The organism is Bacillus sp. FJAT-29814 (assembly GCF_001510715.1).
Lineage (GTDB): Bacteria > Bacillota > Bacilli > Bacillales > Cytobacillaceae > Neobacillus.
The window spans coordinates 1-15,568 of sequence record NZ_LMTJ01000020.1; the positions used below are offsets into that span (position 1 = coordinate 1).

15 protein-coding genes, 1 tRNA gene, 1 other RNA gene and 1 other annotated feature are annotated in these 15,568 nt (G+C 44.2%); of the genes, 13 read left to right on the forward strand and 4 right to left on the reverse strand.

Translation table 11 applies throughout. The features are described 5' to 3' along the window. Positions 1-266 precede the first annotated feature (266 nt). Positions 267-1,217 carry a YaaC family protein gene (locus AR334_RS28455; protein ID WP_066322371.1) on the reverse strand — a complete coding sequence of 317 codons (951 nt, stop codon included), beginning with the start codon at positions 1,215-1,217 and terminating at the stop codon, positions 267-269. Positions 1,218-1,325: 108 nt separating this feature from the next. Between AR334_RS28455 and guaB the strand changes: the two genes are divergently transcribed. The 6 genes from guaB to AR334_RS28485 all read left to right on the forward strand — a co-directional run bounded on the left by guaB (position 1,326) and on the right by AR334_RS28485 (position 7,760). Further along, positions 1,326-2,795, forward strand: coding sequence for an IMP dehydrogenase (gene guaB, locus AR334_RS28460; RefSeq protein ID WP_066322376.1), 1,470 nt, complete (start codon positions 1,326-1,328; stop codon positions 2,793-2,795). Between the two features lie 212 nt (positions 2,796-3,007). Continuing rightward, positions 3,008-4,315: a serine hydrolase gene (locus AR334_RS28465; protein ID WP_066322427.1), complete on the forward strand. Its 1,308-nt coding sequence runs from the start codon at positions 3,008-3,010 to the stop codon at positions 4,313-4,315. Between the two features lie 146 nt (positions 4,316-4,461). Next, the gene (gene pdxS / locus AR334_RS28470) at positions 4,462-5,343 is read left to right on the forward strand and encodes a pyridoxal 5'-phosphate synthase lyase subunit PdxS (protein WP_066322378.1); all 882 of its coding nucleotides are present in this window, start codon (positions 4,462-4,464) and stop codon (positions 5,341-5,343) included. Continuing rightward, entirely contained in the window at positions 5,344-5,934 is a 591-nt protein-coding gene (gene pdxT, locus AR334_RS28475; RefSeq protein WP_066322382.1) for a pyridoxal 5'-phosphate synthase glutaminase subunit PdxT, read from the forward strand. Between the two features lie 69 nt (positions 5,935-6,003). Continuing rightward, positions 6,004-6,226: a binding site (T-box leader), on the forward strand. Between the two features lie 64 nt (positions 6,227-6,290). Continuing rightward, positions 6,291-7,571 carry a serine--tRNA ligase gene (serS, locus tag AR334_RS28480; protein WP_066322394.1) on the forward strand — a complete coding sequence of 427 codons (1,281 nt, stop codon included), beginning with the start codon at positions 6,291-6,293 and terminating at the stop codon, positions 7,569-7,571. A 96-nt stretch (positions 7,572-7,667) separates the two neighbouring features. Beyond that, a tRNA-Ser gene (locus AR334_RS28485) sits at positions 7,668-7,760 on the forward strand. 98 nt (positions 7,761-7,858) lie between these two features. Here AR334_RS28485 and AR334_RS28490 read toward each other — a convergent pair. The 3 genes from AR334_RS28490 to AR334_RS28500 form a co-directional block, all read right to left on the reverse strand. After that, on the reverse strand, positions 7,859-8,554 hold the full coding sequence (locus AR334_RS28490; RefSeq protein WP_066322395.1) for a deoxynucleoside kinase: 696 nt from the start codon (positions 8,552-8,554) through the stop codon (positions 7,859-7,861). Continuing rightward, the gene (locus AR334_RS28495; RefSeq protein WP_066322396.1) at positions 8,555-9,217 is read right to left on the reverse strand and encodes a deoxynucleoside kinase; all 663 of its coding nucleotides are present in this window, start codon (positions 9,215-9,217) and stop codon (positions 8,555-8,557) included. A gap of 273 nt (positions 9,218-9,490) precedes the next feature. After that, complete coding sequence (locus AR334_RS28500; RefSeq protein ID WP_066322399.1) at positions 9,491-10,780, reverse strand: glycoside hydrolase family 18 protein; 1,290 nt, start codon at positions 10,778-10,780, stop codon at positions 9,491-9,493. Positions 10,781-10,910: 130 nt separating this feature from the next. Here AR334_RS28500 and tadA point away from each other — a divergent pair, with 130 nt between their 5' ends. The 7 genes from tadA (at position 10,911) to AR334_RS28540 (ending at position 15,292) form a co-directional block, all read left to right on the forward strand. Next, on the forward strand, positions 10,911-11,405 hold the full coding sequence (tadA, locus tag AR334_RS28505; protein ID WP_066322403.1) for a tRNA adenosine(34) deaminase TadA: 495 nt from the start codon (positions 10,911-10,913) through the stop codon (positions 11,403-11,405). Between the two features lie 92 nt (positions 11,406-11,497). Next, positions 11,498-11,762: signal recognition particle sRNA large type (gene ffs, locus AR334_RS28510), an RNA gene on the forward strand. Positions 11,763-11,904: 142 nt separating this feature from the next. Next, on the forward strand, positions 11,905-13,596 hold the full coding sequence (dnaX, locus tag AR334_RS28520) for a DNA polymerase III subunit gamma/tau (protein ID WP_066322408.1): 1,692 nt from the start codon (positions 11,905-11,907) through the stop codon (positions 13,594-13,596). Between the two features lie 84 nt (positions 13,597-13,680). Continuing rightward, positions 13,681-14,001 carry a YbaB/EbfC family nucleoid-associated protein gene (locus AR334_RS28525; protein ID WP_172799321.1) on the forward strand — a complete coding sequence of 107 codons (321 nt, stop codon included), beginning with the start codon at positions 13,681-13,683 and terminating at the stop codon, positions 13,999-14,001. Positions 14,002-14,068: 67 nt separating this feature from the next. Further along, complete coding sequence (gene recR / locus AR334_RS28530) at positions 14,069-14,665, forward strand: recombination mediator RecR (RefSeq protein WP_066322415.1); 597 nt, start codon at positions 14,069-14,071, stop codon at positions 14,663-14,665. A 40-nt stretch (positions 14,666-14,705) separates the two neighbouring features. Then, positions 14,706-14,921 carry a YaaL family protein gene (locus AR334_RS28535; protein WP_066322423.1) on the forward strand — a complete coding sequence of 72 codons (216 nt, stop codon included), beginning with the start codon at positions 14,706-14,708 and terminating at the stop codon, positions 14,919-14,921. Positions 14,922-15,028: 107 nt separating this feature from the next. Then, positions 15,029-15,292, forward strand: a complete 264-nt coding sequence (locus AR334_RS28540) for a pro-sigmaK processing inhibitor BofA family protein (RefSeq protein ID WP_066322425.1) — start codon at positions 15,029-15,031, stop codon at positions 15,290-15,292. The last annotated feature ends 276 nt before the right edge of the window (positions 15,293-15,568 follow it).

The window sequence follows — 15,568 nt, forward strand, 5'->3', positions numbered from 1 at the left end:
CGCGGATATATTGAATTTATCGCGGATATAACTCTAATTACCGCGGATATATCTAAGATGATCGCAGATATATAGTGAAACACCGCAGATATAATTTTCTTAGGGTCTAATAATTGAAAAAAATATCCTAATTTAAGCCTAAAACTATTCCAATCCGACCGACTAGAGCAGTAAATCATTAATTTTTAGCCTCCAACGTGTCAATCGGCCATGTTAGAGCAGTGAAATGCAGAATTTCCTGCCCCTACTATGCCAATCCCGCGCACTTACTTCCCCATCAAAAATTGATAAACCAAAAACGGTCCCTTTTTCATTGTGATATTCAAAAATGACTCAATAAACGGGTAATCGCGATTCGGCATCATTTTCGTTAACTCGCTCCACCACTCTGTTTCATAGCGGGCAATCATGCTTAAGTTATATAACAATAAATAATGGACTAGAAGTTCAGGAAAATGAAAAAACTTATCCTTATTGAGCGGCAGCGCCCAGCAACCCTCCTCAAAATTGAATTTAAGCGGCGAAACTTCCGTAATCCATCTTTCGCTGTCCTCCCCTGAAAAACTCAGCCCTTCATTGGAAAACTCTACTCCACTCACAAATTTTCCACTCAAAAACTCCTTAAATCGATTTTCTGTCATATGAAAGTGGTCAAGCACCGCTTCGGGGACAATCAGATTTCCATCCTTCTTAACAAGCCTGCAATGTGTTCTTTTCCCTAAAAGTATGGTAAATAATTCATCCAACTCAGGTATAAGCTGCAATAAATCCTCCATAATGACTTTTTCTCCGTCCAATTGCTTTAGATGAAACAATTTTTCTGACATAAATGGAAAAAGTCCGTTTTTTTGCAGTTTGACCTCATCATGGAAAAACTGGTAGTTCTGCTTCTTTCTTTTTCTAGTGGAGACTCCATGGGCCAACACGGCCGTTGTTTCCGGATAGGCGGGGTCAACGGTTAAAATGCAGGCCTTTATTAAATGGACTAAGCCATAAAACAGCAGAATCGGTTTTAAGATCAACGGTGAAGTTGCCGCTTGTTGATAATAAATTTGTCCGTGCTCCAGATAGTAAAGAAAAGCATAGCCATTTTCGTAGCTTTTTTGTTCCGGATTATCAATCTTGTTTTTTATATAGCAGTTTTTTAAATAAACCTGGCAATATTCGGCAGAATAGAAACAGGTGTAGCTGCTCCATCCTTTATATACGCTATTCAAAGTAGAATTCACCTTTTTTCTGAAAAATTAGATTAATACATTCCTCTTGACACTATTTTGTCCAATTGATAACCTACAAATAATATTTTTTACCTGGAGGCCGTTAAAATGTGGGAGAGTAAGTTTGTAAAAGAAGGTTTAACATTTGATGATGTTCTTTTGATTCCTGGGAAATCTGAAGTGCTGCCAAAGGATGTTGATTTGAAGGTTGAATTGTCGCCTACTGTGAAGCTGAATATCCCAATTATCAGTGCCGGGATGGATACGGTCACCGAATCGGAGATGGCGATTGCGATGGCTCGCCAAGGCGGTTTAGGGGTTATTCACAAAAACATGTCGATAGAGCAGCAGGCTGAGCAGGTCGAGAAGGTTAAACGGTCTGAGAGCGGGGTCATAACCGACCCATTCTTCTTGACGCCTGACCACCAAGTATTTGATGCGGAACATTTAATGGGGAAATATCGCATCTCCGGCGTGCCGATCGTCAATAATTTCGAAGAACTAAAGCTGGTCGGGATTATCACCAACCGGGACTTGCGCTTTATTCAGGACCAGGATTATTCGTTTAAAATTTCAGATGTGATGACAAAAGAAAATCTGATCACGGCTCCAGTGGGAACGACATTAAAAGAAGCAGAGAAAATCCTGCAAAAGTACAAAATTGAAAAATTGCCATTGGTTAATGACGAGGGAGTTTTAAAAGGGTTAATTACGATTAAAGACATTGAAAAAGTGATTGAGTTTCCAAACTCGGCGAAAGATAAGCAGGGAAGGTTATTGGCAGGTGCTGCGGTCGGCGTCACAAAGGATACGATGCTGCGGGTTAAGGCACTTGTCGAAGCCGGTGTCGATGTGATTGTCGTGGATACCGCACACGGCCATTCCAAGGGCGTACAAGATACGGTCAGAGAAATTAGGGATGCCTATCCAGCCCTTACAATTGTTGCTGGTAACGTCGCCACTGCCGAAGCAACGAAGGAGTTGATTGAGGCCGGTGCCGATGTCGTAAAAGTCGGAATTGGACCAGGGTCAATTTGTACCACTCGGGTTGTAGCAGGTGTTGGCGTGCCGCAAATTACAGCTGTTTATGACTGCGCGGGCGAAGCGATGAAACATGGAAAAACAATTATTGCCGATGGCGGAATTAAATATTCAGGGGATATTGTCAAGGCATTGGCTGCCGGTGGGCATGCGGTCATGCTTGGAAGCATGCTTGCTGGAGTTACCGAAAGCCCGGGCGAAACGGAGATCTTTCAAGGACGCCGCTTTAAGGTGTATCGCGGTATGGGTTCCGTTGCGGCAATGGAAAAGGGCTCAAAGGATCGCTATTTCCAAGAGGAAAATAAAAAGTTTGTTCCGGAGGGAATTGAGGGCCGTCTACCATACAAAGGACCGCTTGCCGATACCATCTATCAGCTTGTTGGTGGCATTCGCTCTGGAATGGGCTATTGCGGTTCAAAGGATTTGGAGGCATTAAGAATGAACGCCCAATTTGTCCGAATGACTGGTGCCGGCTTAAGGGAAAGCCATCCGCATGATGTCCAAATCACCAAAGAAGCACCAAACTACTCAATGTAATTATTGAAAAGAGAGACGCTCTGACGTCTCTCTTTTTGTTGCTAAATAGCAATATCAGTGCTGAAAATTGGTAAACAATGCGTCAATGGTCTGTCTATGATTTGTAATAGAGTTATGTTAAAATAACCAAAGTGCATAAATTTAGTTGGAGGGCTTTTACAGTGAATAAACAGGGTTTAAAGAAGTATGTTGCCAGCATTTTGGCATGTTTGATGTTCTTCAGCCTTTTTGCCGGCTTAGATAGAGTAAAGGCAGAAGCGGCCTTAAACATTAATGCTGATGGGGCCATTTTGGTTGATGCTGAATCAGGCAAGGTTTTATATGAAAAAAATGCAGACGCAGTCCTGGGGATTGCCAGCATGACAAAAATGATGACGGAATACCTGCTGCATGATGCGATTAAGCGGGGAAAAGTGAAATGGGATCAGGAATACACACCGAGCGAGGTTGTTTATAAGATTTCTCAAAACCGCTCATTATCAAATGTACCATTGCGCCAGGATGGCAAATATTCGGTACGTGAGCTTTATGAAGCGATGGTCATTTATTCGGCAAACGGAGCGACCATTGCGATTGCAGAAGTAATTGCCGGCTCGGAAACCAACTTTGTAAAAATGATGAATGATAAGGGGAAAAAACTAGGATTGACAGATTATAAATTCGTTAACTCTAGTGGTTTAAATAATCGCGATTATCAGGGAATGCATCCACAGGGAACAGGCGCCGAGGATGAAAATGTGATGTCACCGCGGGCGGTAGCTAGTCTTGCTTTTCATCTCATTAATGAATATCCCGATGTGTTAAAAACCGCAAGCGTCCCGACGAAGACATTCCGTGAGGGTACAAGTGACCAAATCAAAATGGATAACTGGAACTGGATGCTGCCCAAATTGGTTTATGGTTATGAGGGCATGGACGGGCTCAAGACAGGAACAACTGATTTTGCCGGCTATTGCTTTACGGGTACAGCTAGCCGTGACGGCAAACGCTTCATTACGGTGGTTCAAAATGCTAAAAATGCAAGCGGCAAGGGCGACTATAAATCTCGTTTTGATGAAACAAGAAAAATGCTTGATTATGCGTTCAGCAATACTTCCAAGGAAGAAATTGTTCCTAAACACTATCAAGTGAAAGGATACAAGACTGTTCCTGTTATTAAAGGAAAAGCTGATCAGGTAAAAATTTATACAAAATCAGCGATTAACATGGTCATCGGAAGTGGTGAGGAAAATAACTACAAACCGGTGTTGACGCTCGATAAGAACAAAGTGAACAAAAATGGCAAGTTAACGGCACCAATTAAAAAAGGCGATAAAGTGGGTACGCTCACAATTGCACCGAAGAATGATGAAAAGGTCAGTTTCTTAACGAAGGAAGGCAAACAGAAAGTAACAGTTGATGTCATTGCTGCCCAAGACGTGGAAAAGGCGAACTGGTTTGTGCTTATGATGCGCGGCATCGGCAACTTTTTTGGCGATGTTTGGAGCGGCATTTCTTCCACAGTTAAAGGCTGGTTTTAAAATAGGTCGGTAAATTATGGAAAGGATTCTTGTCTTGACAGGAATCCTTTTTTGTTGCTTTAATGATTTTATGGAATAAATAATTCCGACTGATATGTATGCAATTATTTTTCTAAATATTTTGAAGGCTGAGGGGGATATATTAAATGAGAACTGGTACCGATCGGGTAAAACGCGGAATGGCAGAAATGCAAAAGGGCGGCGTCATCATGGACGTAGTCAATGCCGAACAGGCGAAAATCGCTGAAGAAGCCGGAGCAGTTGCGGTCATGGCGTTGGAGCGTGTTCCTTCGGATATCCGCGCTGCTGGCGGAGTGGCTAGAATGGCAGACCCAAGAATCATTGAAGAGGTTATGAATGCTGTTTCGATTCCGGTTATGGCAAAGGCAAGGATCGGCCATATTGTCGAGGCGCGTGTTCTCGAAGCAATGGGCGTTGATTATATCGACGAAAGCGAAGTTTTAACACCTGCAGATGAAGAGTATCATTTGTTAAAAAGTGACTATACCGTGCCATTTGTTTGTGGATGCCGTGACCTTGGCGAGGCTGCCCGCCGTATTGGTGAAGGAGCTTCGATGCTTCGTACAAAAGGTGAACCTGGAACTGGCAACATTGTCGAGGCTGTCCGTCACATCCGTAAGGTAAATGCTCAAGTTCGTAAGGTAGTCTCCATGAACGAGGACGAGCTTATGACAGAAGCTAAGCTATTGGGCGCACCATACGAAATTCTTCTTGAAATCAAGCGACTTGGCCGCCTTCCAGTTGTTAACTTTGCGGCTGGCGGTGTTGCAACACCTGCGGATGCAGCGTTAATGATGCAGTTAGGTTCTGACGGTGTATTTGTCGGTTCAGGTATCTTCAAATCAGAAAACCCGGCCAAATTTGCAAGAGCGATTGTTGAAGCTACGACACATTATCAGGATTATAAATTAATTGCCGAGCTTTCCAAGAATCTTGGCACACCGATGAAGGGGATTGAAATTTCATCTCTTGCACCGGAAGCACGGATGCAGGAGCGTGGGTGGTAAATGACTAAAATAGGCGTTCTAGCATTGCAGGGGGCTGTTCGGGAGCATATCCAATCACTCGAAGCTTGCGGTGTTGAAGCGGTTGCCATTAAACGAACAGAACAACTGGAAGAAGTGGATGGCCTGATTCTCCCTGGTGGAGAAAGCACAACAATGCGCCGATTGATTGATAAATATGATTTCTTGAATCCATTAAAGGACTTTGCCCGCACCGGGAAACCGATGTATGGCACATGTGCAGGGCTCATTCTTTTGGCAAAAAATATTGTTGGTTACAGTGAGCCGCATCTAGGTGTGATGGACGTTACGGTCGAGCGCAATTCCTTTGGCCGCCAGGTTGACAGCTTCGAGGCCGACCTCGCGATTAAGGATGTTGCCGAAAGCTTCACCGCCGTCTTTATCCGGGCGCCGCATATTGTTGAGGCGGGGGAAAACGTTGAGGTATTATCCAAGCATAACGGCCGGATCGTCGCGGCACGCGAGGGACAATTCCTTGGCTGTTCCTTCCATCCGGAACTGACCGAGGACCATCGCCTCACTGCCTACTTCGTGGGTATGGTCGAGGAAGCTAAGCAAAAGCAGTTAGCCTAATTCGTATAAACTGGTTGCATTTGGATAATAATTATAGTAAATTAAGTTATACAAAAACTTATCATATTTGCTAAAGCAATGAGAGGAACTAGTAACAAGATGTTTATTCTAAAGAGAGCCGGTGGCTGGTGTGAACCGGTGAGTAATGCTTGTGAATCCCTCCTCGAGTAAGGTGCGGAACGCCCCAATGTAGGGGTTAGTAAGTGCTTTCGGTGAAAAACCGTTATTTTTTGAGGTGGACAGTCTAGCACTGTCAACCAGGGTGGTAACGCGGGTAACTCTCGTCCCTGTTTTGGGGCGGGAGTTTTTTGTTTGCCAAAAACCCCCCTGGACTAAATAAAAAGGAGTGTCTAAGCATGTTGGATTTAAAACTATTAAGGTCAAACTTTGCCGAAGTAAAAGAAAAACTACAGCATCGCGGCGAGGACCTAACCGATCTTGGCAAGTTCGAAGATTTGGATGTTAAGAGACGCGAGCTCATTGTCGAGGCTGAAAAATTGAAGTCAAAACGCAATGAAGTTTCCCAGCAGGTTGCTGTATTAAAGCGCGAGAAACAAGACGCCGATCACCTGATCAAAGAAATGCGCGAGGTAGGCGACCGCATTAAGGAGCTTGACGATGAACTACGAGGCGTCGAAGAAACTTTGGAAATGCTGCTGCTAAGCATTCCGAATATCCCGCATGAAAGTGTGCCAGTCGGGGACACAGAGGATGAAAACGTGGAAATTCGCAAATGGGGTGAAGTTCGCGACTTTGGTTTTGAAGCCAAGCCGCATTGGGATGTTGCCGATCATTTGGGGATTCTCGATTTTGAACGGGCCGGCAAGGTTACCGGCAGCCGCTTTGTCTTTTATAAAGGATTAGGCGCTCGCCTCGAGCGCGCGTTAATCAGCTTTATGCTTGACCTTCATGTGGAGGAGCATGGCTATACCGAGATATTGCCGCCATATATGGTCAACCGCGCCAGCATGACGGGAACCGGCCAGCTGCCTAAGTTCGCTGAGGATGCATTTTTAATCGAAAGCGAGGATTATTTCTTAATCCCGACTGCTGAAGTGCCAGTTACGAATTATTATCGCGATGAAATTTTAAGCGGTGATGAGCTGCCGATTCGCTTTGCGGCCTATAGCGCCTGCTTCCGTTCTGAAGCTGGCTCAGCTGGACGCGATACACGTGGATTGATTCGCCAGCATCAATTTAACAAGGTGGAGCTCGTTAAGTTTGTAAAGCCTGAGGATTCCTACGAGGAGCTTGAAAAATTAACCCATGATGCCGAGCGGGTTCTGCAGCTATTGGAACTGCCATATCGTGTCCTAAGCATGTGCACGGGCGACCTTGGTTTCACCGCAGCGAAAAAGTATGATATCGAAGTCTGGATTCCGAGCTATAGCACGTACCGTGAGATTTCTTCTTGCAGTAACTTTGAGGCCTTCCAGGCAAGAAGAGCAAATATTCGCTTCCGCCGCGATCCAAAATCCAAGCCGGAGCATGTTCATACCTTGAACGGTTCAGGCCTTGCGATTGGCCGCACGGTGGCTGCTATCCTGGAAAACTATCAGCAGGAAGATGGCAGTGTCGTGATTCCTGCCGCACTGCGTCCATATATGGGTGGCCGAGAGGTAATCAAGCCGGTTTAATAGGACATAGAAGCCCGGAAAGTTTTTTCTTTTCCGGGCTGAATTAATCGTGTTGACATAGGAGAGAATATATGTTAAATTAACTTCTGTTGTCGTGGAGGAATACCCAAGTCCGGCTGAAGGGATCGGTCTTGAAAACCGACAGGCGGGTTAAACCGCGCGGGGGTTCGAATCCCTCTTCCTCCGCCATCACAAGATAAATACGCGCATAAAAACTGGAGATAAAAATTCGTTACAATTCTTTGTAACGGATTTTTTTATATAAAAAGGAAAAGCACATGCTGGCATTAGCCAATATGTGCTTTTGTTATATATAAAATTTCATTGAGTTTTTCTTCAACCTGATGGCAAACGCGTTTAGCATCTTTTTCACTTTTCACCACATCAGTTGTGTCCATGTCGATGACCAATACTTCGCTGGCATCATAACGGTCCATGACCCATTCGTCGTAGCCCTTCCAAACCTCGAAGTAATATTCCTTTAGTTCCGGGTTGATTTCAAAGCTACGGCCACGGGACATAATCCGGTCGATGACCGTGTCAAACGAACCTTTCAGGTAAACCATTAAGTCCGGCGCTTTTTTAGGAAGTTCATTAAGCTCTTCCATCATGTTGTCGACTAAATCTTCATAAATTTTGAATTCTAAGGCGGAAATTCTGCCCAAGTTTTTATTTACATAGGCAAAATACCAATCCTCATAAATCGAGCGGTCCTGAATCGTATAAATTGGATTCCGCCAATTCATGCAGTCTTTTACTGTTTTATAACGTTTATTTAAGAAAAATAATTGCAATAGGAAAGGGATCCGTTTTGCGTCCAGTTCTTCTGGTGTTAATTCATAATAAAGCGGAAGGATCGGATTGTCGTCTACCGTTTCATAAAATACCTTGCTTTCAATTCCTTTAGTTTCAAAGTGTTCTTTTAGAAGGTCGGCGACACTTGTTTTTCCAAGACCGATCATACCGCCAATAACGATGCTCAATTAACATCCCCCGTTCGTTAATGTGTTTGTCCAGCTATTTGTTTTGAGTGTATAGGAAAGTTTTTCAATTATATAATCTAAATCCTGTTCATTTTTAACGAAATCCAATTCATCACCGTTGAAACGAAGAACAGGTATTTCCGGATGTTCTTTTTCAAAAATGGCCATCGTATGCTCATAGTCAAGGGATAGCTGTTCTAGGTAAAGCGGGCTGATATTTTTTTCAATCTCACGCCCTCTTAGCTTGATTCGGCTTAGCAGCGTATCAAGGCTGGCGTTTAAATAAATGATTACATTGGGCTTAGGCATATCTTCTGTCAGGATTTGATAAATCTTGTAGTATTTTAGATATTCATCCTGATTTAGTGACCGCTGAGCAAAAATCAAATTTTTAAAAATGTGATAATCGGCTACAACGGATTGATTTTTGCTTAAGTAATGGGTATTGATATCCCCCAATTGCTTAAAGCGATTGCAGAGGAAAAACATTTCCGTCTGGAAGCTCCATTCCTCAATGTTTTCATAAAATTTCCCCAAGAATGGATTTTCATCAACAATCTCCCGTAGCAGAGGAATCTCAAAGTGCTCCGAAATGGCTTTTGCGAGCGATGTTTTTCCTACACCAATCGGCCCCTCAACGGTTATAAAGGGTATATCCCCCATTCTTTTATCCTCCTTCTCCAACTGCCTGCACGTTCTATCATTAACCGGTTGTCCGGATAATCTATGCAATTTTTCTATTAATTGTCCCCCGAATCCGTCAAGAATCGACAACAATCCTCCGATTTCTTGCAAATTCAGCTTCTCTTCGACACTAGAAATTATTTTATCACACTCTGAAACCGAGGGGGAGATGGAATTTTGGAGGAAATTATTTTTCTGCCCATAAGGTGAAAAAAACTGCCGATTTGACGGCAGTTTCCCTGATAAAAAAATTTATGTTCCTCTTTTTGTCACATTAAAGTTATCGACGATCAGGAGCCAGTTTTGTGGGAAGGCCAACCCAAGCTTCCAATAGCTCATCCCTCTTAAATTGAGCTCCTTTATGAGGTCAAACTTCGCCTGAATCGAGCGGGCATCCTCAAACCACACCTCATGCTGTTTTCCATCTTCGGCCCGATAACGGAAAAATGGCGCCTGCGCTTTTGTATCATATTCGATTGGGACATTATGCCGAGCCGCCAGCTGAATTGCCTGCTGCGGGCTGACAGCTTTGGCAATCGAGCCCTGGACAAATGGCAGTGTCCAGTCGTAGCCATACAGGTTTTGTCCCATCAAGATTTTATTGGAAGGCATTTCGGTAATCGCATATTCGAGAACCTTTCTTACCTGATCGATTGGTGAAACGGCCATTGCCGGGCCGCCGCTGTAGCCCCATTCATAGGTCATGATGACGACAAAGTCAGCTATTTCCCCATGGGCCCGGTAATCATGGGCCTCATACCATAAGCCTTTTTGTGTGGCGCTCGTCTTCGGAGCCAATGCTGTCGACATTAGCCAGCCTTCACGCTGGAAGCGTTGCTTTGCTTTTCTTAAAAAACGGGTGTAGGCCTCGCGGTCGGCGGGACGCAAAAATTCAAAATCAAAGTGAATATCGCGGAACCCGTATTTTTTTGCAGTTGTGACAATATTATTAAGAAATCTATCCTGTATGGCGATATCATTCAGCAGTATTCGCCCAAGTTCATCACTGAATTGATCTTGCTCCTGATTATTGATGACCATCATTAACACATTGCGGTTGGCCCTGGCAATTGCCGGGAATTGATTTAATAAAGGTTCCTTTAATGAACCATCGCGGTTGACCTGAAAGCTGAACGGCGCTAAATAGGTTAAATACGGTGCGGCTTCACGGGCTGCGTTTTCCAAAGCAGGGGCAACCGTGGTGCCGCGTGGTTCGACGTAGGCATTAAACTCGGCATTTCTCTTTCTACCTTCTGGAATATAAAGTCGAAGCCCGACTTGAAGCGGCTGATTGACGGGAATTCGATTGACATTGGCCAGTTCCTGGGCAGTAGTGCCGTATCTTCTGGCAATGGTAAATAAGGATTCTCCCGATTGGACGAAATGAAAATGGCCGATAATCGGAATGACCATTGCTTGCCCGACTACTAGATTATTGGGGTTAGGCAGCTCGTTGGCTTCCACTATATCTTGAACAGTTGAATGGTAGGTTCTTGCGATCGTTGTTAATGTTTCATTTCTTTTTACCACGTGGATTTGCATATAAAATCCCTCCTAGCACAAATACGCTACAATCATTCTATGAATGAATGCCCCAATAAATGTTATAATGGGTAATAAATTTTGGTGTGGGAATATAAGATAGAGTTTTTAGAAGGCGGTATTACGAACAATGGAAAATCAAGATGAACGATTCATGCTCGAAGCAATAAAGGAAGCGAAAAAAGCCGAGCTACTCGATGAGGTGCCGATTGGAGCTGTCATTGTCAAGGACGGCCAAATCATTGCAAGGGCCCATAACCTCCGGGAAACTAAGCAAATGTCAACAGCCCACGCTGAGCTCTTGGCCGTCGAACAGGCCTGCCGCGAAACCGGCTTTTGGCGTCTTGAGGACACAACCCTATACGTCACTCTCGAGCCGTGTCCGATGTGCTCAGGTGCCATCATGTTATCGAGAGTCAAACGGGTGGTTTATGGGGCGAGTGATCCAAAAGGCGGCTGTGCCGGCACTCTGATGAATCTCCTCCAGGACGACCGCTTTAACCACCAAAGCGAAGTGACTAAAGGAGTGCTCGAGCAGGAATGCGGCCAATTGCTATCCGATTTTTTTCGAAAAATTAGAGACAGAAAAAAACAGGAAAAGCAGCAACGGGCGGACTTACAATAATTTACAGTCGATATCAATTGCATTTTTTTTAGTTTGTTAGTATACTAAGAAGGCGTCAGATACGACGCAACTAATAATTGGTATCAACTTTGCCGCGCTAGGTGGGGAGGTAGCGGTGCCCTGTACCCGCAATCCGCTCTAGCGGGACGGAATCCCTTCCTGAGGCTGATTGCCTGTAGGGTCTGCCTTAAGTAAGTGGTGTTGACGCCTGGGTCCTGCGCAATGGGAATCCATGAACCATGTCAGGTCCGGAAGGAAGCAGCATTAAGTGGACGCTCTCATGTGCCGCAGGGGTGCCTGGGTCGAGCTAACTGCTTAAGTAACGCTTATGGGCGTCAGTCGAAGGAAGGTGCGCGGCAGTTATTACATATGCCAAAATGAAACTCATCTCGAGACTCGGGATGAGTTTTTTTGTGAACTCCATAGATACACTTTGAAATAATGAAAATGGTTACTGTATAATGAAAAGGATGAATAATTTTGAAGGGGGCGATGTCTTTTGTCATATCAAGCATTATATCGTGTTTGGCGGCCTCAAACCTTTTTGGATGTAGTCGGGCAAGAGCATGTGACCAAGACATTGCAAAATGCCCTGCTTCAGCAGAAAATCTCGCATGCCTATCTTTTTTCCGGTCCAAGAGGAACAGGGAAGACGAGTGCGGCTAAAATATTAGCAAAGGCGATTAACTGCGAGCGTGCGCCTGTATCAGAACCATGCAATGAATGTGCGGCCTGTCGCGGCATTACCAATGGGACGATACCGGATGTATTGGAGTTTGACGCTGCATCCAACTCAAGAGTGGAGGAAATGCGCGATGTCCTTGATAAAGTTAAGTTTGCGCCAACTGCCGTCAACTACAAAGTCTACATCATTGATGAAGTGCATATGCTGTCAATCAGTGCGTTCAATGCCCTGCTCAAAACGCTAGAAGAACCGCCGAAGCATGTTATTTTTATTTTGGCAACAACAGAACCGCATAAAATCCCGCTGACGATTATCTCCAGATGTCAGCGCTTTGACTTCCGAAGAATCACTGCCGGTTCGATTGTGAACCGAATGAAGTTGATTGTCGATGAAACCGGGGTAGCCTGTGACGACCGGGCATTACAAATGATTGCCAGAGCGGCAGAAGGCGGGATGCGTGATGCATTAAGCCTGCTTGACCAGGCAATTTCCTACAGCCAGGATCGGGTAACAGTGGAAGATGCACTGACAGTAACGGGATCTGTTTCGCAAGGCTTTTTAAATGAAATCGGCAAAGCGTTTCAGGATAAGAATGTCGCTGCTGGCTTGGAAGCACTCGAGGAACTGTTATTTCATGGAAAGGATCCGGCACGGTTCATCGAGGATTTGATCTTGTTTTATCGGGATATGCTGCTATATAAAACAGCGCCCAATCTCGAGGAGTCACTGGAGCGGGTCATGCTTGATGATGAGTTCCGGACGTTGGCGGAATCTATGCCGACGGAGCAGATTTTCGAGCTAATTGAGTTTTTGAATAAAACCCAGCAGGACATGCGCTGGACCAATCATCCAAGAATTTTTCTTGAGGTGGCGATTGTCAAGCTGTGTCAGCTGGAAATGCAGAATGCCCAGCCGGTTCAGTCGGGAAATGTGGAACAATTGCTGTCAAGGATTGAACAGTTGGAAACCGAACTGCGAAACATAAAGGCCAATGGTGTGGCAACTGCCCATGCCGAACCTGCCCAACAGCAGCAAAGGCCGGCACAAAGGTCTTCAAGAAATGTGTTTCAGGCAGCAGTTGGAAAAATCAATGAGGTACTAAAGCACGCTACAAAGCAGGATTTAAACCAAATCAAATCGAATTGGGGCGAAATGCGGAGCAGCCTAATGAAATCACATGCGGCGTTGTTAAATGAAACTGAGCCGGTTGCGGCATCGCAAGCAGCGTTTATTTTAAAATTTAAGCATGAGATGCTCTGTCAGATGGCGATGAGCCGGCATGATTTCCTGGAGGCTGTAACAGCTGCTTTAAATAAATTAACCGGCAAACGGTTTGAAATGCTGGGTGTCCCCGAAGAGCAATGGGTGACGATTCGTGAAGACTATATCAACAGCCATCAAGCCGAAGACGGGGAAAATGAATCATCCCCGGCCCAGGATGAGGAACCTCATATTGCCGAGGCCAAAAAATTATTTGGCGCTGAATTTGTTGAAATAATCGACTAAAAGCAATTACTTTTAGTCGTGCGATGTATTACTGACGTAGCTTCCCTTGTGAAGCTAGACAATTAATATTGGAGGTATAGAAGAATGATGCGTGGCGGAATGGGAAATATGCAAAATATGATGAAGCAAATGCAAAAAATGCAAAAGAAGATGGCTGAGGCCCAAGAACAATTAGGACAGGAGAAAATTGAAGGAACAGCCGGCGGCGGAATTGTGACTGTAGTCGTATCTGGCCATAAAGAAGTAATCGATGTCCAAATTAAACCGGAAGCAGTCGACCCGGATGACGTGGAAATGCTGCAAGATCTTGTTTTAGCTGCCGTAAATGATGCGCTAAAGAAAGCCGATGAGCTTTCAAATAGTACAATGGGGCAATTTACTAAGGGATTAAACTTACCATTTTAATTAAACGTGATGCCAAAGTGCTTTGTGATTGCTAAGCACTTTGGCTTTTTTAGAAAGGAAAATAGTTATGCATTATCCAGAACCGATTTCGAAGTTAATAGACAGCTTTATGAAGCTGCCTGGCATCGGGCCAAAAACCGCTGCCCGCCTGGCTTTCTTTGTGCTAGGCATGAAAGAGGACACGGTCCTCGATTTTGCCAAAGCCTTGGTCAACGCCAAACGCAATTTGACCTATTGCTCTGTCTGCGGCCATATTACCGACCAGGATCCTTGTTATATTTGTGAAGATCAGCGGCGCGATCGGAGCATAATATGTGTAGTGCAGGAGCCTAAAGATGTAATAGCAATGGAAAAAATGAAGGAATTTAACGGATTGTATCATGTTCTTCATGGGGCGATTTCCCCGATGGACGGGGTGGGCCCTGAGGATATCAATATTCCGGATTTACTGAAACGGCTGCAGGATGAAACTGTCCAGGAAGTCATTTTGGCAACCAACCCAAATATTGAAGGTGAAGCGACAGCCATGTATATTTCCCGGTTGTTAAAGCCGTCAGGGATCAAAACAACCAGAATTGCTCACGGTCTGCCAGTGGGCGGAGATCTTGAATATGCCGACGAGGTAACTTTATCGAAAGCATTGGAAGGCAGAAGGGAATTATAAAAAAGAATAGATCATCAGTTGATAGCCGGAGGTTAGATAAATGTTATTTCGGCGTAAAGGACGACTCCGCAAAGAGTATGATGAAAAGGTACTAACCCAGCTGTATAAATACAAGGAATTTTGGCAGCGGGAGAAATTGCTCTTGGAGAGAAGCCTTGACCCATCAGAAGAGGTAATTTGCCAAACAAAAATTGCGGAAGCAAAATATATTCTCCTTTTAAAAGAGGCAAAGGAAAGAAAGGTCTCATTAAAATAGGTTATTGCCGGCTAAAGCTCAAGCGATTAAATGCTTGAGCTTTTGGTCTATTTTTATCAGCTTGTACATAGCTTGGTAATAAAAGACTTTGGAGGGGGAACTCTTTTTTGGAACCTGTTTATGTGATTGCTGTATTGGGAGGACTCATCATTTTATTGTTATTTACCGGGTCTCCTTTTAAGTCGGCGCGATTTGCCGGCCAAGCTGTAATAAAAATACTAATAGGAGCCTTATTTTTATTTTTCTTAAACGCATTGGGCAATCGTTATGGCATTCACGTACCCATCAATTTTGTCACGTCAGCAGTATCGGGATTCTTGGGCATCCCAGGCCTGTTTGCATTGGTGGCCATTCAGCAGTTTGTAGTATAATATTGAAGCCGCTGGAATCCGGCGGTTTTTTTCTTTTTAAAAAATGAATAAAAGGTGTTGACGACTCATAAAGAATACTGTAATATATTAAAAGTCGTCACTGAAACGGCAAGTAAGTTTTAAAAAAGTTGTTGACTTAAACAACGAAAAATGTTATATTAATAAGGTCGCTTCAAGGCGATTAACGAATTTGATCTTTGAAAACTAAACAAACAAAAACGTCAACAATAAACATTCATTTCTTTCGAAATGAAGCCAACGTAACATTTATGAGCT